The sequence below is a fragment of the Desulfovibrio sp. ZJ200 genome (assembly GCF_011039095.1).
GTDB lineage: Bacteria > Desulfobacterota > Desulfovibrionia > Desulfovibrionales > Desulfovibrionaceae > Desulfovibrio.
This window is the reverse complement of record NZ_JAAKEH010000024.1, coordinates 1-17,444: the sequence shown is the minus strand read 5'-3', so window position 1 is coordinate 17,444 and position 17,444 is coordinate 1. Positions and strand designations below refer to the sequence as shown.

Genomic DNA, 17,444 nt, shown 5'->3' with positions numbered 1-17,444 from the left:
CGAACTGAAGATATCCGGCATAAAATTTGCTGAGGAATTTTTTTCCAAAGAATACATGCAGATGCAAGATATACCATGCCCATAAAGTTCCTCAGTCTCCGACAATACCGCGTTCGGACACGACGAAATCCTTTCAGCCACGCGAGTGTTCGTTAACCGTGCTTTTGGAACCGCAACAGGCAGGCAGCATATCCCACTGGCAGCCAGTACGGCACTTGCAGATGATGCCAGCATAGGATATTCTCTAAAATAGAACTAATTGTCTTTTGTGTAGCTTCTGTTATATTCATTATAAAATCCTTTTTAGTACTCCATCTTCCAAATCTTGAATATTGTATACTGTATCCAAAACATCAAAGGTTTCTTCGAGATTGTTTTTAGCGCTATGCCAACCACAACCATCAGTAAACCAAATAAAAGTTACGCCATCTATCGTTGCAACTTCCTTGGCTAACGTCTTATAGCTTCTTGCTGTTTCATTGAGTTTAGATCCACCGCAATATATGCATTTTGAGGTTGCAATGCAAAAAATAATGCTCCACCGCCAATAAAAGGTTCAAAATAACGATTGTAAGATTTTGGCATGTTTTTAATCAGTTCAAACATAAGTTGACGCTTGCCGCCAACCCACTTGACGATTGGATGTGTTTCACTTTTTAACTGTTCAAGAACTACTGCCATACTTTGGCCTTTTTTAAAAATACTTGTTCAAACCTTTTGATAGAAAGGTCTAAATATTCTTTTTCTACGTCTATTCCAATAAATTTCCTACCTAGCTCTACTGCCATTATACCAGTTGTTGAGCTTCCTGTGAATGGGTCGAGTATTAAATCGTCTTTGTCAGTTGAGGCGAGGATTATGCGTCTTAACAATTCTAAAGGTTTTTGTGTTGGATGTTTTCCAAAATCTTTTTCTGATGGCTTTGGTGTCTCTATCTGCCAAACCGAACGCATTTGTTTGTTTGGTTTTTTAAGAATATCATCGCCCCAATCTCCATTTTTCATAGTTTCATAGTTGAAAGTATGCCTGCCTTTCGGGTCTTTTCTTGCCCATAATAAAGTTTCATGGCTTGCAGTAAAATAGCGACAACTCATATTAGGAGAAGCGTTTGGCTTAAACCAGCAAATGTCATTCAGAATTTTAAAACCGGCTTTCTGTAAAGCAAAACCGCACATATAGATTGAATGATAGGTTCCTGAAATCCAAATAGTTCCGTTAGGTTTTAAAACTCTTTTGCAAGCATTAATCCATTTTTGCTGGAATTCAAAATCTTCATTTAAACCTTTACTTTCATCCCATTTTCCTTTGTTTACGGGAACAATTTTACCAGATTGACAAGTCATTCCGCCGTTAGAAAGCATGTACGGCGGATCTGCAAAAATCATATCAATAGATTCTGGAGTTGCCTTACTTAAAATTTCAATACAATCACCCTGAAATAAAATTACATCTTCTTTTTCATAAAATTTTTGCATGGCCTTATTTTACTATAAGCCCGTGGCTTTTTCAGTTGCGCGCCTTGCCCGGGCACACTTTTGTTACAGTCGGCGCACCGGGATTCTGAAAGTCTTCGGGCAGAACCACGCAGGCGTCGTAGCGGCATCGCTCGGGCGGCGTCAGCTCCGGATTGTCCCAACTGATGCCGAGCGCGGCGGTTTCCGGGCCGAGCAAACCATTTTTTCCGGCCCATTTCGTACTCCTGGTCCAGGCGTCCTGCAGGGTCGGCCCGTAGGGCCCGATCTGCCGCACACAGGCCACCCGACAGCCGGGAAAATTCTTGATCTCGACCTTCACTGCACCTTCTTTCGCCTGCACGGCGGCATTGGCTGCCATTGTGACGCGGACGGCATTGCCCGCAACATCGGCAACATACTCCAACAGAGAGGCCTGACAAACGGCTGCTTGCGGTTTTGCGCTCGCGGCGCAGGCGGCTTGCCTTGGCCGCAAGCTGCCCGAAACCGGCCTGGACTCTCACCCATCCATTCCCGGAACATGCGGGCGAAATTCTGTGAAGAGAAAAAAACGCAAGCATGCGCAATGGCCGTCACCGTTTGGCCCGGAGAATAACGCAGCATATTGGCCGCGGTTTCCAAACGCAGACACCGCAGGCGCGCGCCCGGCGTTTCGCCGGTCATGGCGCTGAACACCCGATGCAGATGAAAAGGGGAAAGGCAGGCTATGACTGCCAGCTCCTCAAGGGAAAAAGCATGCGCCGGCTCTCGGGAAACGGCATCCAAAACCTTGTTACTGCGCTGCTCGTAAAATTGACATTCTCCCCGCCTGAAGTCGGGGGATTTCTATCGGCAGCGGCTCTACCGAGCCGCGCCACAGGCGGGCTCCTGCTTCCTCGAGACTGCCCAGAGGAGCAAGGCTTGGTCTTCGCCGCAAACATTCCCACATGGGGAATTTACGGGTACGAACCAACCCCCTATTTCCCCAAGTCTCACTATCTCCACAGGCTGACACGGCATGCCCTGCGCCGTGTCACCTGTTAGCAAACAAAGGCAGGAAAGTCAAAATTCCAGTCACAGCGCGCCTTATATCCTCCCCCTGAAGGGAAGTTTTACGGCGCGTTGGATAAAGGGCGGATTGCGGCAAGGCATACTTTTTCCTCTCTGAAACAATCCGGGCTGGCACGACGCATTACAGCAGATCCGCGCCTGAAAGGCGCTTCGCTGCGTGCGCTTTTTTGCCCTGCGCGCAAGGCGGGAGACATTCACCTTTGTGATGATTTTTGAACTTTTTTTGCTGTGATTTCGCCTTATTCGTGTATCGCGTTCATTGAAAACGTGAATGCCTCCAAGGCGGTTTACTCTTGACAACTGCCCGGCTTGCAAGGAAAGCTTAGGGTCAGCTCTCATTGCAATGCCATCCGCGAAAGCTGCATTTTTTCGGGCGGCAAGGCGCAAAACGGAAAACAGGCCACGCTGTATGGAACTGCCGCAAGGTCAGTTTTCGTTTTGCAACGCCGACGCGCGGAAAAATGCAGCTTTGCAGCAGGCGGTGTAATGAGGACTGACCCTGGTGCGACGCCGCGCAAAGCGGCGCGCCAAACTCTGTGCCGCAAACGAGGTGTGCGCATGAAGACGACTCTGCAAACCGGGCTGCAAGGCAACTCGGAGGCGATTGTCACGGAGGCCTTGCTGGCCGACAGGATCGGCAGCGGCCTGGTGTCCGTGTATTCCACGGCCATGATGATCGCGGGCATGGAAGGCACGGCCGTGGCTACCGTGCAGGACGCCCTTGAGCAAGGCCAGACCACGGTGGGCACGCGCGTTGACGTTTCCCATCTGGCGGCAACGCCCAGCGGCATGAAAGTTCGCTTCTTCGCCGAGCTGATTGCCGTGTCTTCCAACGGCAAGGGCCTGACTTTCAGGGTGGAAGCCCATGACGAGGCGGGTCTTATCGGCAAAGGCATCCATGAACGCGTGGTGGTCGACAAGGAAAAATTTGAAAACAGAACCCGGGCCAAAGCGTCCCGGCCCTGAACCGGACGGCTTTACGCTTCTCGTGTTTGCGTGCCCGTGCAACAGACGCCGGGTCATGCCTGAACAGGCGCCCGCCGTCCGCGTGTCGAGCCATGCCCGCCGCGAGCGCCAGCCGTTGGCGGCTGTGCCGCCTTACGGATGACGACAGCAGAGAGAGGCGCAGGCGAAATGTGCTTGCGCCGTTACACGCCGCGGAGCGAGCGTTTCAAAAGCAAAACGCTCCAGAGCATTTTCTCTTTGAAAGTGCTCTGCTGACGCGAAAGCGGCAGCCGCCGCAATGCGGCGTACATTCAGGCGAAAACCGCGTTTTTCGCCTGAATGCCACCTTTGACTTTCATAAAAAGTCAAAGGTAATCTGCTCTAGATGTCAATCACGCGCACTTCCCCGCGGGTCTCATTGACCTTTTTGCGAAAACTCTGCCGCCGGTCCTCGCCGTCCAGCAAAGAGGCCAGCCACTCGACCGCATGCAGCACCGGGCGCTTGTCGTGCATCCTGATCAGGCAGCGGGCAATGCCGATCTTGCAGGAGGGACAGCCCACCACCACCGGCCCCTGGCAGCCCTCTTCAAACGCTTTGCCCAGGCGAGCCTGCTTGCGCGAACGCAGCAGGTTGTAGATCTGCGGCGAGGTCATGGCCCCCATGCCCGACTCGCCGCAGCAGCCGGGGTTAAGGCTGATTGCACGGCCGCTGAACTCCGCCAGCGCCTTGACCAGTTGTTTCTGGCCCTTGATTTTATGCACGTCCGCCCATTCGCAGTGGCAGGCCCCGTGATAGATCAGACTGCCGCCCCCTTCCGTTCCGGCCGCGCCGGTCAGGATTGCGTTTTTATCCAGCAGGGGCAGCACAAGCTGGCTCACATCCCGCCGCCGGAGTTCCGGGAACTGCTCTTCGAGATGCAGACGTTCCAGGCCGTCGCGGCAGGAGCCGCAGGCCGAAACCAGATATCCGCACGCAAAGCCCTGCTTGGCCAGATTGCGCAGCATGGCCGCCAGATACTGGCGATTCCGGGCCAGATTGTCTTCAAAAGCCGTATCCATGCCCGCGGCCAGCAACGGATAGCCGCAGCAGAGATGCCGGGGCGGCACGGCCACGGCGAAACCGGCCTTGAGCATAAGCATGATCGAGGACATGCCGATGCGATCGTAAAAGAGCGCGCCCCCGCAGCCCGGAAAATAGAGCGCGCAGGGCATGTCGGCCCGAGGCTCGCCGGGCGTGAAGAGCGAGCCTCTGTGCAGCTTGAGCGCCTCGTACAGATTGGTGTAGCCCATCTTGGGCCCGCGCCCGGAAAAGAGTGGATTTTGCATCCGCTTTTTCCAGATCTCCGGCACAAAGCCCAGAACCTTGTTCTGCATCTTCTGGCCCAGGGAAGCCATTTTGGCGGCCTTGGGCGCGCGGCGCGCAACGTCGCGCGCCAGCCATTCCAGGGCCCGCTCCTTGAGCGGGTGGCCGCCCGCGCCTTCGTGCGCCAGCATGGCGCGCAGGCTCAGGGCCACTTCGCCGGAAGGGATCTTCACCGGGCAGTTGGCCATGCAACGCCCGCAGGCCGTGCAGTGCTCCACCAGATCACGCAGCCATTTGAGCAGGCGCTCGTCAATGCGGCCCTTGTTGACCTGAGAATAATAGACCGCCTCCAGCAGCATGCCCAGCACCATGTTTTTGTTGCGGGGATGGTACTGCATGGAGCGTTCGGGATAGCACATGGCGCAGACCTGCTTGCACTTGCCGCAACGGGTGCAGATCTGAATGGCCGTGAGCAGGCTGATCAGGGTTTCCTTGTCCGGCAGGCCGCTCTCGCGGATGTCGCGGATCAGACGGTTGAAGGAAAAGGTAAAGGGGCGCACCGGCAGCTCGCGGTGCACCAGTTTGGCCGGGTTCATCACGTCGCGGGGGTCCACGCGCTCTTTAAAGGCGCGCAGGGCATCCATTTTGTCCTTGCCGAAAAAAGCGATCTTGGTGATGCCGATGCCGTGCTCGCCTGAAACCTCGCCGCCCATTTCCTGGCATTCGGCCATGACCCGCGCCGCTGTTTCCTCGGCCTCCTCCAGCATGTGCGCGTCGTTGGAATTGACCGGAATATTCACATGGCAGTTGCCGTCGCCCGCGTGCATGTGGCTGGCCACCACAATGCGGCTGGCCTCCATGTACTCGCGGATCTTGCCGATTTTTCCGGCCAGATGGGGATATTTTTCGGCCAGTTGCGCCAGAAAGGCCTCGGCCCGCGCGGTCATTTCGCTGTCCGAAAGATCCGTGGCCGTCACGTCGCCGGACGCCGCCCTGGAAGCCTGGGAAAACTCGCGGTTGAAATCCTTGTCCTCCAGGGGAAAGCCCGGCAGGCGGCCCACTTCCTGCAAGGCGTAGCGATAGGCCGCGGCAGTGCACTCCAGGTTGAGCTGTTCCAGAAAGAGCGCGAAATCCGGGATGCGCTCCATGGGGATGACCACGTCCTCATTGAGTTTGAAGCCCGAGGTACGCCTGGCAATGGCCGAGAGACGGTGGCGGTCCTCCCAGAAGCGCTCGGCCTCCTTGTCATCCCGGGCCACGATGATGTCCACGTTGTCCTGCTTCTCCACCACGCAGACGATGTCGCCCACGCATTTATCCAGCAGATAGGGGTCGTCGCCGTCGGCCTGGAGAATGATCACGGAAATGGGCAGGCCCTCGTATTTTTCGGACTTGCGCTTGTATTCAATGGCCTGCACGTATTTGGCGTTGAATTCCTCCAGGGCCGAAAGATGGGCGTAGTCCCCCTCCTGCCGGATGCGGTTGCGCAATTCCACCAGCTCGCGCACCACCACGGCCGCCGGGTGCATGGAGCGGCCGAAAAATTCCAGGACCATGACCCGGCTGTGTCGCGGCTTTTTGTGGATGATGAAACAGGCCTCGGTGATGATGCCGTCCACGCCTTCCTTCTGCATGCCGGGCAGGCCGCCCAGGGCTTTGTTGGTCACGTCCTTGCCCAGGCCGGGCAGGCGGATCTCGTCGCCGCGCAGGTGCACCACGTTGCGCACGCCTCCGCTGACGTCCTTGACCGCAAAGACGGCCGTTTCATCGGGCAGGATCTTGTGGCGGGGATGATTTTCGCGCTCCACAGTGATGATTTCGCCGGTTGGCGTGACCATCCGCCACCAGAGCAGATTGTCCAGGGTGGTGCCGTATTCAAAGGCGCTGGGACCGCCCGCGTTTTCCGAGACATTGCCGCCGATGGACGAGGCCTGCTTGGAGGCCGGATCAACAGTAAAGAACGCGCCCGCCGCATCCACGGCGTTGATCACGTCCTGGGTGATGGCTCCGGCCTGGCAGGTGACCGTCATCTGTTCCAAATCAATGGGGCCGATGCCGGTCAGGCGGGTCAGGCTGACAATCAGGGTGCGCTTGCGCGCGGGCACGGCCCCGCCGGTCATGCCCGAGCCGCCGCCGCGCGGGATCAGCGCAAACTTCATATCATTGGCCAGCCTGACCAGCCCGGCAACCTGCTCGGTGGTATCCGGCTCCACCACCAGCAGCGGCAGCTCCATGCGCAGATCCGTGGCGTCCGTGGCCGTCTCCACCAGGGCGGACGGCTCAGTGAGGATACATTCCTCCGGCAGGTGGCGGCGCAGGGCGTCAATGAGCCTGCCCCGGAATTCGGCCTCCGCCTCATAGGCGGACCAGAACATGGTGATGCCCTCGCCGATGGCCGTGGCATAATAATGCGCCAGGGCCACGGATTCCCGCTCGAAGCTCTCGCGCACGCTGCCGCGCACGGTATCGGCGTCGATAAAGGGATTATAGGCCACCAAAAAGAGCTCCTCGGCAATGGCAATGGCCAGATTGCGCACGGATTCGGGCCATTCCGCGAAATCGTCGATATTGATCTTCAGGATGCGGTTCACCACATAATCGGGCGAAATGGAAATATGCGGACCCTTATGGGGCATGATCATCTACCTCAATATGCTGCGGATGGCTGTCGTGAGTATACGGGGGCTCGTGGGGGAAGCATTTAATCTACGTTTTCCGGGCGTCAATGGCAAGCAGAGGCTGTTGCGGGAGGGATTCGCCGTTGAGAGGATTTCCGTAAAAAATTCATTGTAATTTTACATGGTTGAGAAAGGAATTTCACTCCAGAAGTGAATCCTCCCATGAGGTTGGCTTTGTTTGCCAGGTTCAGGGTCAATGGAAGTATTAGAGCGTTTTGCTCATGAAATCAGCTAAACGCTCTGGCAGGGCGGAGCCATGCCCGCCGCGCGCGTCAGCCGTTGGCGGCTGTGCCGCCGTACGGATGACGACAGCAGAGACAGGCGCAGGCGCAAGGCAAACATTGGACGAAGCTGTATTGAACATACCGCAAGGTCAATGTTGGCCTTGCAACGCCGCCGGACGTAAAAAAGCGGCTTTGCATGGTTTGATGAGGGCTGACCCCAGGCTGAGCGTTGTTATTCTTCCAGCCAGGAATCGTCTTCCAGCACTTTATAGCCGCGCACTGTAAGGTAGAACACGCCGTCCGCCTCTTCCAGCAGGCCGGTGGCCTCCACGGGCACGCTGACCTCGTCGTCCAGATCCACCCCGGCGCCCCTGGGCATCACGCGATATTCCACATCGTCCTGCACCACCGCTACGCGGGCCTGGCGGCCGTCCAGCTCGCGCGGCACTGCCGTCACATAGCCTTTGACAACAATAGGGCTCTTGTTCATACGCTCTGACATCGCCTCTGTAGAGCAGATTGGTTTGCAACGCTCCCCGGGCAAGGCCTGGAGCGCGCTCTGCAACACCGGAGCATTGTCACAGCATCAACGCTCCGCACGGTTTTTTTGCCTATAGCCTCTTTTCGCCAGCGAGGCAAGCGGCAAGGGACGATATTGCTGCAATCACGGGCCATACGCGCTTTTCCCCATGACTGCCCGCCGGGCGGCTTCCGGAATTCGCTTCCTGCTTGAGAGCATCTTTTGATTGAAAATATCCATTTTCAATCACTGCGCTGCCATCTTTTCGCGTCCAGGCTTCAGTGGGGGGCACTCTGCCGCAGTGCACAACACGGGGGAGGAATCCGTATTGTATGTCGAGCTTCATTGAATGCTCAAACAATCCAACAGGCGGCCAGGCGCGCTCTTTTTTTTCACGGCAGGCGGCTCGTGAAAAATGGAGCAGCAAAAAAAGATTCTAACTTGCCTTCCCAAAAGGAAAAATATTTGATAAGAAGGCTGAGAAGTCTCAAGAAAGCTGCGTCCGGGGCACGGCACAATTTGCATCATGCCGTATACCTTGTGCGGGCGCGTTCCGCTTCCATCACGGCCGGAACAGAGAGGGCGGCGCCTTCAGGGGCGTGAGGCATGTTCGGGGGGGGTAGGGTCAGCCCTCATTACTCCACCTGCTGCAAAGCCGCCTTTTTCCGTCCGGCGGCGTTGCAAGGCCAATTGACCTCGCGGTATGTTCAATACAGCTTCGCCCAATGTTTGCCGTGCGCCTTGCCGGCCGAAAAAATTCGGCTTTTCGCGGACGGTGTTTTCATGAAGGCTGACCCTAGCGAAGGAGTGCGAGACGTTGCAAAAGCGGTATCTGCCCATTGCGTTGTTGACTGTGGTTCTGGCGGCAGTGGCTGCTGTGGGCTATCTGCTGCCGGAGCCGCGCGAGGCGACGCCCCGGCGCGTGCTGCTGGATAATGCCGGCGGCCCGGTGGTGTTTCAGCATGCGGATCACGCCTTCCAGCTGAAGATCCCCTGTCAGAAATGCCACCATGAAAGCCCGGTACAGCGTGAAAACGTCCAACGCTGTGAATCCTGCCACGGAATCGCCGTGAACGCGGCTTTCAAAAAAAATCATATTGTCGCCTTCAATGACAATGCCGCCTGCGCCACCTGTCACCATTATGAGCTTGGCCCCAAAAAGTGGGGGCACAAAAAGCATCAGGAAGACTACGGCCTGGATTGTCGCGAATGCCACCACAAAAATACCGAAATCGAGCCTGAGCCGCAAAATTGCGCCGACTGCCATGAGTCCGGCGCGCCCACCAGCAAGAAAGCCGAGGAAGGCACGCCGCCCAATCTGGCCGATGCCGTGCACGCTCGCTGCCTGACCTGCCACGAAGAGATGTTCGCGGCCAAGGCCAGGGGCTGCGCCCAATGCCACAGTCAGAAAGCCGTGCGCGACATCCTGCCCGAAGAGGGGCTCGTCAGGCTCAATCCCATGTTCACCAATTGCGCCGTCTGCCACGGCCTGCCCGCGGAAAAGCTGATCCCCGGGCGCATGGACGCCTACCATACCTTGTGCATGGGCTGCCATGAAAAGGAGAAAAAGGGACCCTACGGCAAGGAACAGTGCGCGCAATGCCATACCAGCAAGTGAGGCGGGGATGAAAGAGTTATTCCAGATGTTGAACGACCCCCGTTTCCATTTGCTCTACGGGGTGACGCAGCGCTTCAGCACAGGGCCCGAGCCCCGGCTTGTGCGGCTCAATCGCGAAGGCTTCAAGCTGGTGGAGGGCGTCAAGAAAAAGACCCTGGTCTATCCCCGGATGCGTCTGGCCGTGCACCCCTCGCCACAAAAGGGCGACGCCTTTTCCCCCATTTTCGGGCAGATCACGGAAATCAGCAAGCGCAGTATTTTCGTGGAGGCCGTGGAGCCCGATGAGAAACTGCGACAGGCCGCCGACGCCGTGGAAAAAGTGGATCTTGCGGCCCGGCCCGAGCGCGGCGCGGATCTGGCCAAAATTCTCAAAGGATTGGGCCTGAACACCCGCTCTCTGGGCCAGGACTGCAAGACCCTGATCATCAATGGTCTGAATCCCGATCCCGGCGTGGCCTGGGCCGAGCCCATGCTGCTCACCCATCTGGACAATCTCAAGGCCGGGCTGGACGTGCTGCGCCGTCTGTCTCCGGCGGAAAAGATTTTACTGGCCGTGCCCAAGGAAATGCGCCTGCACTATCACGATATTGAGGTAGTCCATGTGCCGGCCTGGTATCCGGCCAGCGTCAACGCGCTGGTAATCAAGGCCGTCACCGGCAAGGAGCGCCCCGAGGGCGTGGGCATCGTGGGCCTGCACAATGTCTGGAGCCTTGGGCGCGTGGCGCGCACCGGCCTGCCGCTGATCGAAACCGTGCTGACCCTGGGCAGCTACACGCATTCGGGCAATTATATCGTCAAAGAGGGCAGCACGCTCGGCGAACTGCTGCACTTTGCCAACATTGAATTGCACAACGGCGATACTCTGGTGCGTGGCGGCCCGTTGCGCGGAGAAAGCCTGGATAAGCTCGATCGCAGCGTCACCAAGGGCTCCACCGGTGTATTCGTGGTGGAGGAGGGGACCATTCCGCCCATGGAGGGCCACAGCCCCTGCATCAATTGCGGCGCCTGCGTGCTGATCTGCCCGGCCCGTCTGAGCCCCAGCTTTCTGAGCCGCAATGCCGAGTTCGCCCTGCACGAACGCAACCGCGCCGAGCATATCGACTGCTGCCTTGAATGCGGGCTGTGCGGCTATGTCTGCATTGCCCGGCGACCGGTGCTGCAATATATCCGCCTGTCCAAATACAAACTGGCCCAGGCCGACGCAGCGGCCAGACTCCGGGAACTTCAGATCGCCGCGCCGCAGGGCCCGACGGCGGGCGCGGCCGCGTCCCCGGCTGCCGCGGCGCAGGGAGGTGAATGATGTCCGCCGCAACGCCGTCCGTGCTCCTGGCCATGAGCGCCCCGCCCTACTGGCATTGCGGGAGGACCATCCGCAAGACCAGTTTGTACATGCTGGCGGGCCTTGCCCCGGCCGTGCTCTCGGCCCTCTGGAACTGGGGCTTGCCCGCGGCGCGGGTTATGGCGCTGTGCGTGACAGCGGCCGTGCTCACTGAGGCCCTCTGCCAGAAAGTCATGGGCCGCGAGCTTTCCATAGACGATTTCACGGCCGTCAACTCCGGCCTGTTGCTGGCCTTTCTGCTGCCTGCCGCCGCGCCCTGGTGGCTGGTCATGCTCGGCGCGTTCGTGGCCGTGACCCTCGGCAAAATGGCCTTCGGCGGCCTGGGGGCCAACCCGGTGAACACGCCTTTGACGGGCTGGGCCGTGCTCTTCCTCTCCTTCCCTCTGCTCATGGACCCCAACGCCATGCAACTGGCCACGGATTTTGTCGATCCTCTGGCGCGGCTCAAGTATTTCGGCGCGTCTGCCGCGGCCGCCGTTCCTTTTCAGGATCTGCTGCTGGGCAGGCAAATCGGGGGCCTGGGCGCAAGTCAGGCGGGCGCGCTCTTTTTGGGCGGCTCCTTTCTGGCCGCGCGCGGGATTGTCCGCTGGCAGATCTCCCTGGGCTTCTTTCTGGGCGTGGCCGGTCTGGGGGCTCTCTACTCTATGATGGAACCGGCGCTCAACGCCTCGCCCTTTTTTCATCTCTGCACCGGCTCGGTGATGCTGGGCGGCTTCTTTCTGGCCACGGAATCGGCCAATGCCCCCTCCAGGCCGCTGCCCATGTTCATTTACGGGCTGCTCGGCGGCGCGCTGGTGATCATCATCCGCAAATACGGGAGCTATGTGGACGGCGCGCCCTTCGCCATCCTGCTGATCAATCTGCTGACCCCTTATCTGGATATGATCCGTCCCAAACCTTTTGGAGCGCGCTCGTCATGATCGGTATGCTGCGAATGGTGGTGGTGCTCTCGGTCCTCTGCGGGCTGTCCGGCTTCGCCCTGTCGTATTTGAAAATGGTCACTGCGCCGCGCATTGAGGAGCAGGTGCTCACCTATGTGCAGGGCCCGGCCCTGGCGCGGGTTTTCAGCCACATCCAGAATTCCCCCATAGCCGACCGGCGCGCCTTTGACTCGCCAGACGGCAAGGTCATGGTCTTTCCGGCCTTGCGCGACGGCACGCTGGTGGGCGTGGCCCTGGAAGAAAAAGGAAAGGGCTATGGCGGCGAGATCGGGGTCATGGTGGGCTTTGATGTGGGCAGCGATGCGCTGGCCGGCATCGGCATCACAACCCTGAAGGAGACGCCGGGCCTGGGCATGCGGGTCACGGAATCGGCCTTTGCCGGGCAGTTCTTTGGCGCTGGCCTGCCCGTGGCTCTTGCGTCGCAGGGGGGCAGCATTGATGCCGTTTCCGGCGCGACCATTTCCTCAGGCGGCGTTGTGGCTGCCGTGAACAAGGCCGCCAGGGTGTACAGCCAGCTCAAGCCGGAGATTCTCAAAGCCTGGGGCAAGTAAGCGGGCCGCGCGGGCAGGCCCCGCTCGCCGCCTTGTGCGCCGCCCTTGCCTTATGGAGGCAGTCATGACCGTGATGAAGGAATTTACCAAGGGGCTCTGGAAAGAGCTGCCCCCGTTCCGCCTGGTGCTGGGCCTCTGCCCCACCCTGGCCGTGACCAATTCGGCCGACAACGGCCTGGGCATGGGCCTTGCGGTTATTTTTGTGCTGGTGCTCTCCAATATGCTGATCTCTATGGTGCGCGGCATTATTCCGAAAAAAGTGCGCATCGCCTGCTTCATCGTCATTGCGGCCTCCCTGGTGGTGGCCGTGGAACTGCTCATGCAGGCCTATGCGTATCCACTGTATCAGCAACTGGGCATCTTTGTGCCTTTGATCGTGGTCAACTGCATCATCCTTGGCCGGGCCGAAGCCTTTGCCGCCAAAAACGGCGTGGCCGGGTCCGTGGCCGACGGCCTGGGCATGGGCCTGGGTTTTACGCTCTCCCTGACCTTTCTGGGCTCGTTGCGCGAAATTCTGGGCAATGGCACCTGGTTCGGCCACAGCGTCATGTGGGAAAACTTTGAGCCGTTCCGGATCATGGTCCAGGCCCCGGGCGCCTTCATCTGCCTGGGCCTGATCCTGGCGGGCATGAATGTGATCAATGTCTGGCAGGCCCGACGCAAGGGCGCGCAGGTTCAGGCCATGAACCAGGGGTGCGGCGGCTGCCGGGCCTGCGGCCTGGGCGCGCGCGAGGAGCAGTAAGCATGTCGGCGCGGGAGCCGATCCACAGTGCCTGTTTCCGGGTACGGTCGCGCCTGCGGCACGCGCGCTCTGAACAACGGCATCACGGCTATCTGCCCCGGGCCTGTACGCCATAGCGGCAAGGAGCGGCACATGGAAGTTTTTGCGATTTTTATTTCCGCCATTTTCGTCAATAACATCGTCCTGGCGCAGTATCTGGGCAACTGCCCTTATCTTGGCTGTTCCAGGGAAAAAGGCGTGGCTCTGGGCATGGGCAGCGCGGTGATTTTCGTGACCCTCGTCGCCACGCTGTGCACCTGGCTCATGCAGCGCCATGTGCTCGATCCGTATAATCTGGACTATTTGCAGACTATTGTCTTTATTGTGGTTATTGCCTCTCTGGTGCAGTTTGTGGAGATGTTTCTGAAAAAAGCCGTGCCCCCGCTGTATTCGGCGCTGGGCATTTTTTTGCCGCTGATCACCACCAACTGCGCGGTGATGGGCGTGGCCATTCTGGTGCAGCGCGAGGGTTTTGAGCTGGTCGATTCCCTGCTCTGGGCAGCGGCCTACAGCGTGGGCTTCACGCTGGCCCTGCTGCTGATGGCCGGCATCCGCGAGCGCCTGGACACCTGTCGCCTGCCCAAAGTCATGGCCGGAACGCCCATTGCCCTGATCATGGCCGGGCTCATGTCACTGGCCTTCATGGGCTTCAAGGGCATGGGCCAGTGACGCCCCGCGCGCGCCGGTTTTTTTGTTCTGCCCGGCGGCGGGCGCGATCCACGGCCTGAAGTTTCGGCCTGAAGCTTCGAACGACGCTTGCGGAAAGGGAAAACAGGACTATCTGATATGTACGCATTTCACGTTGCAATGCGCGTGCGACGGGCATTTGCGCCCACTGAATCAATGCGCAACGCGCTTTCGCCGATCTGGCCGGGAGCGGCGTTTTTCCGGTAATCTGTTCCAGCCGAGGATGCCGTTATGGTTGTTGTCTCCATTCTGACCCTGTTGGCCCTGGGGCTTGCGGCCTCGATCATCCTGGCCGTGGCCTCGCGGATTTTTTACGTCAGGGAGGACCCCAGGGTGGAAGCCGTGGTGGAGGCCTTGCCCGGAGCCAACTGCGGGGGCTGCGGTTTTGCCGGGTGTGAAGGGTATGCCACTGCGGTTGTGAACGATCCGGCGATTCCGGCCAATAAATGCTGCGCCGGAGGCGCGGAAACGAGCATTGCCGTGGGCGAGCTCACGGGCAAGACCGTGGCCGAGGCCGAGCCTCTCTATGCGTTGCGGCGTTGCGACAAGCTGAGCGGCAAGGTGGCCCCGCGCTATGAGTATCAGGGCATGCCTTCCTGCGCGGCCGCAGCCTTGATGCGCGGCGGCACGGACGTCTGCGTGTATTCCTGTCTGGGCTTCGGCGACTGTGTGCAGGCCTGCCCCTTTGGGGCTATGCAAGTGCGCGACGGCCTGGTGCGCGTGGAGCCGGGCAAATGCACGGGCTGCGGCGTCTGCGTCTCCGTCTGCCCGCGCGGGGTGCTGGAGCTTGCGCCGCAACGGGCCAGAGTCGCCGTTTACTGCAATACCAGAGACAAATTGCGCGCGGTCATGGATGTCTGCAACGTGGGCTGCATCAAATGCGGCAAATGTATCAAGGCCTGCCCGGCCAGGGCCGTGCGCCTGGAAGACGACCGCATTGTCATTGATCAGCTCCAATGTCTTTCTTACGGACCCATCTGCGAACAGGCCTGCGTGAGCGCCTGCCCGCGCCACATTTTCCGGGACACCCGCGCGGCCGGCGCGCTTGAGACCGCCTCCGGCACGGGCCAGGACGCCGGAAACGCGGTTCGCGTCGCGGCTCCCGCAACGGCGCGGGCGCCTGAGCAAAATGCGGCCCAGCCCCAGATCTATGGGTAGGAGGATTTTGTTATGGCGCGTCAGAACACCACCCCGGTATACGATCCCACGACCGGCCGGCTGAATCTGCATCCGGCCGCCAATTTGGAGGAGCTGAGGGCACAGATTCAGCAGTCGCTGGACGCGGGATTTGACTCCATTGACGCGAAGATCGCGTACGCCATTTTGCAGCCGAACCAGCGTAATGAGCCGGATTCCGTCCAGATTGCGTGCGACAATTTGCAGAATGCTATCGTCGCCGTACAGGGCACGCTCGCGAACATGAAAAAACGCACCGGGGTGTCCTGTATCTATAATGTGCTGGACGGGCGCGACTGCCACCATGTGAAGTGCGAAAGGATCGCAAGGCGTCTGGAGAATTCCAAAAAATTGTCGGAGTTTATCGACACGACGATGGGGCAATGCATGACCCGTACCGGGGATACGGGATTGGGTATCCGCGAGAGCCGCAACGGTAAGGAATACACCTGCGACCGCCGCCAATACGTCGCTGTTTCTCAGACGTAGCAGCATGATAATTGCATTGTTGTGGCTAACACTTGTTATAACAGGGGGCATGATTTTTGCGCGATACAGAGTCTGAAATCATGTCGCAAGCCGGAGGCAGCATGTCGAAACAGTATAGCCGTCGTTATTTTTTGCGCGCCGCGCTTTTGGGCGGCGGCGTTCTTGCGGCCGCATCTCTGGCGCCTGCGCTGCTGCCCATGACCGCCCGCGCCGGCGCAGGCGCGGTGGACACGGGGCATGCTCCCCTGACCCGGACAAGCCTGTTCATGGGCGCCATTGTCAGCCTCAGCGTGGCCAATGCCCCGGCGGCGCAGGCTGAAGAGGGCATGGGCCGCGCCTTTGCCGTGGGCCGCGGCCTGGCGGACGTGTTCAGCCGCTTTGCCGCGGGCTCGGCCCTGAGCGCGCTCAATGCCGCGGGATCGCTGGCGGATGCGCCGCCGGCGCTCATGGCGCTGCTGGAGCGCGCCCGGCGCATGGGCGTGGTGACCAACGGCGCTTTTGACGTGACCGTGCTTCCCGTGTTGCGTCTTCTGGAGGCCGGGCGCAATCCTCAAGGCGTCATGCGCGTGGACGCCGCCGAAATGCGCCAGGCCCTGGAACTGGTGGGCGCGGATCATCTGCGCTGCGGCGCGGGCCGGATCGATTTTGCCCGCGCAGGCATGGGCGTCACCCTGGACGGCATTGCCAAGGGGCATATTGCCGAGGCCATGTCCCGGGAGCTTGCGGCCGCGGGCTGCCCGGATCATCTGGTCAATGCCGGAGGGGATATTGTGGCGCGCGGTCGCAAAGCGCTGGATACGCCCTGGCGCGTGGCCGTGGAAGATCCTCAGAAGCGCGGGCGTTTTCCGCAGATCGTGGAGCTTGCCTCGGGCGGCGCTATGGCCACTTCCGGCGGCTATGAAGTTTTTTACGACGCCGCGCAAAGGCATAATCATCTGGTCAGTCCGGCCACGGGCCAAAGCCCGGCGCTGGCCGGAGTGACCGTGACCGCGCCCGACGGCCTCACGGCCGATGCGCTGGCCACGGCCCTGGCGGTCATGCCTGCGCGCGAAGCCCTGCAACTGGCGGATGCCCTGCCGGGCTGCGCCTGTTGCCTGCTGCGCAAGGACGGCCTCATGCACGTTTCAACGCGCTGGCCGGGCCGGGCAGCCTGATGCCGTCGCGCATGGGAATTTGGCGGACAATGGGATCGTAGAGCATTTTCACTTTGAAAATGCTCTAATTTTATTAGCAAAACGCTCTAGAGCATTTTGCTTTTAACTTTTTACATAGCCACAGGATTTAAACCATCCTTCAGCGTCTTTTTGTGTGATACAACTTAATGCTTTTCCAATGGACTTGTACAGTTCATCACATGTTTTTGCTTTCATACCCCGAAGTAATTGTTTCACTTTGCTCCACATCTTTTCAATGGGATTTAAATCCGGGCTGTATTCTGGAAGGAAAATATACTTGCAGCCTTTTTCCCTTATCAAGTTTTGGGCGGTTTTTGATTTATGGACATTCAAATTATCCATTATAACAACATCGTTAGCTTTAAGCGTTGGAAGAAGAAATTTTTCAATATAAGCATTGTACATTTTTCCATCCAGTGCCCCATCAAAAACAACACTGCAAGTCTCTCCCGTTACCCGGATTGCTGAAAGTATGCTTATCCTTTCCCAACGTCC

18 protein-coding genes are annotated in these 17,444 nt (G+C 58.9%); 11 read left to right on the top strand and 7 right to left on the bottom strand.

Annotated elements, in window-relative coordinates:
- Positions 1–450: 450 nt before the first annotated feature.
- The 4 genes from G7Y52_RS08250 to G7Y52_RS15270 are packed head-to-tail and all read right to left on the bottom strand — an operon-like array spanning position 451 to position 2,135.
- On the bottom strand, positions 451–681 hold the full coding sequence (locus G7Y52_RS08250; RefSeq protein WP_165069985.1) for a DNA adenine methylase: 231 nt from the start codon (positions 679–681) through the stop codon (positions 451–453).
- Positions 672–1,475 (bottom strand): site-specific DNA-methyltransferase, encoded by an 804-nt coding sequence (locus tag G7Y52_RS08245; protein WP_165069982.1) that lies wholly within the window; start codon positions 1,473–1,475, stop codon positions 672–674. Before G7Y52_RS08245 ends, G7Y52_RS08250 begins: the two co-directional genes overlap by 10 nt.
- A gap of 31 nt (positions 1,476–1,506) precedes the next feature.
- On the bottom strand, positions 1,507–1,878 hold the full coding sequence (locus tag G7Y52_RS15275; RefSeq protein ID WP_241159668.1) for a GyrI-like domain-containing protein: 372 nt from the start codon (positions 1,876–1,878) through the stop codon (positions 1,507–1,509).
- Positions 1,791–2,135 (bottom strand): helix-turn-helix domain-containing protein, encoded by a 345-nt coding sequence (locus G7Y52_RS15270; protein ID WP_241159667.1) that lies wholly within the window; start codon positions 2,133–2,135, stop codon positions 1,791–1,793. The genes G7Y52_RS15275 and G7Y52_RS15270 overlap by 88 nt, the downstream gene beginning before the upstream one ends.
- Before the next feature lie 945 nt (positions 2,136–3,080).
- Between G7Y52_RS15270 and G7Y52_RS08235 the strand changes: the two genes are divergently transcribed.
- On the top strand, positions 3,081–3,488 hold the full coding sequence (locus G7Y52_RS08235) for a thioesterase (RefSeq protein ID WP_165069974.1): 408 nt from the start codon (positions 3,081–3,083) through the stop codon (positions 3,486–3,488).
- Between the two features lie 170 nt (positions 3,489–3,658).
- A complete protein-coding gene (locus G7Y52_RS08230; RefSeq protein ID WP_165069969.1) occupies positions 3,659–3,889 on the top strand; it encodes a hypothetical protein in 231 nt (76 codons plus the stop codon).
- On the opposite strand, the gene G7Y52_RS08225 is transcribed toward G7Y52_RS08230, so the two are convergent.
- Both G7Y52_RS08225 and G7Y52_RS08220 read right to left on the bottom strand, forming a co-directional pair.
- Complete coding sequence (locus G7Y52_RS08225) at positions 3,849–7,406, bottom strand: FAD-binding and (Fe-S)-binding domain-containing protein (RefSeq protein WP_165069962.1); 3,558 nt, start codon at positions 7,404–7,406, stop codon at positions 3,849–3,851. The two genes, G7Y52_RS08230 and G7Y52_RS08225, sit on opposite strands and share 41 nt — an antisense overlap.
- A 498-nt stretch (positions 7,407–7,904) precedes the next feature.
- Positions 7,905–8,162 carry a hypothetical protein gene (locus G7Y52_RS08220; protein WP_165069940.1) on the bottom strand — a complete coding sequence of 86 codons (258 nt, stop codon included), beginning with the start codon at positions 8,160–8,162 and terminating at the stop codon, positions 7,905–7,907.
- 847 nt (positions 8,163–9,009) lie between these two features.
- On the opposite strand from G7Y52_RS08220, the gene G7Y52_RS08215 reads away from it, so the two are divergent.
- From G7Y52_RS08215 to G7Y52_RS08175, 9 genes are all read left to right on the top strand, one after another.
- Positions 9,010–9,810, top strand: a complete 801-nt coding sequence (locus G7Y52_RS08215; RefSeq protein ID WP_165069936.1) for a cytochrome c3 family protein — start codon at positions 9,010–9,012, stop codon at positions 9,808–9,810.
- A 7-nt stretch (positions 9,811–9,817) separates the two neighbouring features.
- Positions 9,818–11,110, top strand: a complete 1,293-nt coding sequence (locus tag G7Y52_RS08210; protein WP_241159666.1) for an electron transporter RnfC — start codon at positions 9,818–9,820, stop codon at positions 11,108–11,110.
- Positions 11,107–12,069: an RnfABCDGE type electron transport complex subunit D gene (locus G7Y52_RS08205; RefSeq protein WP_165069929.1), complete on the top strand. Its 963-nt coding sequence runs from the start codon at positions 11,107–11,109 to the stop codon at positions 12,067–12,069. The genes G7Y52_RS08210 and G7Y52_RS08205 overlap by 4 nt, the downstream gene beginning before the upstream one ends.
- On the top strand, positions 12,066–12,641 hold the full coding sequence (rnfG, locus tag G7Y52_RS08200; RefSeq protein ID WP_165069921.1) for an RnfABCDGE type electron transport complex subunit G: 576 nt from the start codon (positions 12,066–12,068) through the stop codon (positions 12,639–12,641). Before G7Y52_RS08205 ends, rnfG begins: the two co-directional genes overlap by 4 nt.
- Positions 12,642–12,705: 64 nt before the next feature.
- Positions 12,706–13,383 carry an electron transport complex subunit E gene (locus G7Y52_RS08195; protein ID WP_165069917.1) on the top strand — a complete coding sequence of 226 codons (678 nt, stop codon included), beginning with the start codon at positions 12,706–12,708 and terminating at the stop codon, positions 13,381–13,383.
- A 132-nt stretch (positions 13,384–13,515) separates the two neighbouring features.
- On the top strand, positions 13,516–14,091 hold the full coding sequence (locus G7Y52_RS08190) for an electron transport complex protein RnfA (RefSeq protein WP_165069913.1): 576 nt from the start codon (positions 13,516–13,518) through the stop codon (positions 14,089–14,091).
- A 249-nt stretch (positions 14,092–14,340) separates the two neighbouring features.
- The gene (gene rnfB, locus G7Y52_RS08185) at positions 14,341–15,267 is read left to right on the top strand and encodes an RnfABCDGE type electron transport complex subunit B (RefSeq protein WP_165069910.1); all 927 of its coding nucleotides are present in this window, start codon (positions 14,341–14,343) and stop codon (positions 15,265–15,267) included.
- A gap of 12 nt (positions 15,268–15,279) precedes the next feature.
- The gene (locus G7Y52_RS08180; protein WP_165069905.1) at positions 15,280–15,774 is read left to right on the top strand and encodes a hypothetical protein; all 495 of its coding nucleotides are present in this window, start codon (positions 15,280–15,282) and stop codon (positions 15,772–15,774) included.
- A gap of 101 nt (positions 15,775–15,875) precedes the next feature.
- Positions 15,876–16,928 carry an FAD:protein FMN transferase gene (locus G7Y52_RS08175; protein WP_165069902.1) on the top strand — a complete coding sequence of 351 codons (1,053 nt, stop codon included), beginning with the start codon at positions 15,876–15,878 and terminating at the stop codon, positions 16,926–16,928.
- A 102-nt stretch (positions 16,929–17,030) separates the two neighbouring features.
- Here the strand turns inward: G7Y52_RS08175 and G7Y52_RS08170 are convergent.
- Positions 17,031–17,444: transposase (locus tag G7Y52_RS08170; RefSeq protein ID WP_165068458.1), on the bottom strand; the 414-nt coding region annotated here is incomplete at its 5' end.

Coding starts and splice junctions, on each gene's coding strand:
- G7Y52_RS08250 (WP_165069985.1), bottom strand. CDS start 681: ATGGCAGTAGTTCTTGAACAGTTAAAAAGTGAAACACATCCAATCGTC.
- G7Y52_RS08245 (WP_165069982.1), bottom strand. CDS start 1,475: ATGCAAAAATTTTATGAAAAAGAAGATGTAATTTTATTTCAGGGTGAT.
- G7Y52_RS15270 (WP_241159667.1), bottom strand. CDS start 2,135: ATGACCGGCGAAACGCCGGGCGCGCGCCTGCGGTGTCTGCGTTTGGAA.
- G7Y52_RS08235 (WP_165069974.1), top strand. CDS start 3,081: ATGAAGACGACTCTGCAAACCGGGCTGCAAGGCAACTCGGAGGCGATT.
- G7Y52_RS08225 (WP_165069962.1), bottom strand. CDS start 7,406: ATGCCCCATAAGGGTCCGCATATTTCCATTTCGCCCGATTATGTGGTG.
- G7Y52_RS08220 (WP_165069940.1), bottom strand. CDS start 8,162: ATGAACAAGAGCCCTATTGTTGTCAAAGGCTATGTGACGGCAGTGCCG.
- G7Y52_RS08210 (WP_241159666.1), top strand. CDS start 9,818: ATGAAAGAGTTATTCCAGATGTTGAACGACCCCCGTTTCCATTTGCTC.
- G7Y52_RS08205 (WP_165069929.1), top strand. CDS start 11,107: ATGATGTCCGCCGCAACGCCGTCCGTGCTCCTGGCCATGAGCGCCCCG.
- rnfG (WP_165069921.1), top strand. CDS start 12,066: ATGATCGGTATGCTGCGAATGGTGGTGGTGCTCTCGGTCCTCTGCGGG.
- G7Y52_RS08195 (WP_165069917.1), top strand. CDS start 12,706: ATGACCGTGATGAAGGAATTTACCAAGGGGCTCTGGAAAGAGCTGCCC.
- G7Y52_RS08190 (WP_165069913.1), top strand. CDS start 13,516: ATGGAAGTTTTTGCGATTTTTATTTCCGCCATTTTCGTCAATAACATC.
- rnfB (WP_165069910.1), top strand. CDS start 14,341: ATGGTTGTTGTCTCCATTCTGACCCTGTTGGCCCTGGGGCTTGCGGCC.
- G7Y52_RS08180 (WP_165069905.1), top strand. CDS start 15,280: ATGGCGCGTCAGAACACCACCCCGGTATACGATCCCACGACCGGCCGG.
- G7Y52_RS08175 (WP_165069902.1), top strand. CDS start 15,876: ATGTCGAAACAGTATAGCCGTCGTTATTTTTTGCGCGCCGCGCTTTTG.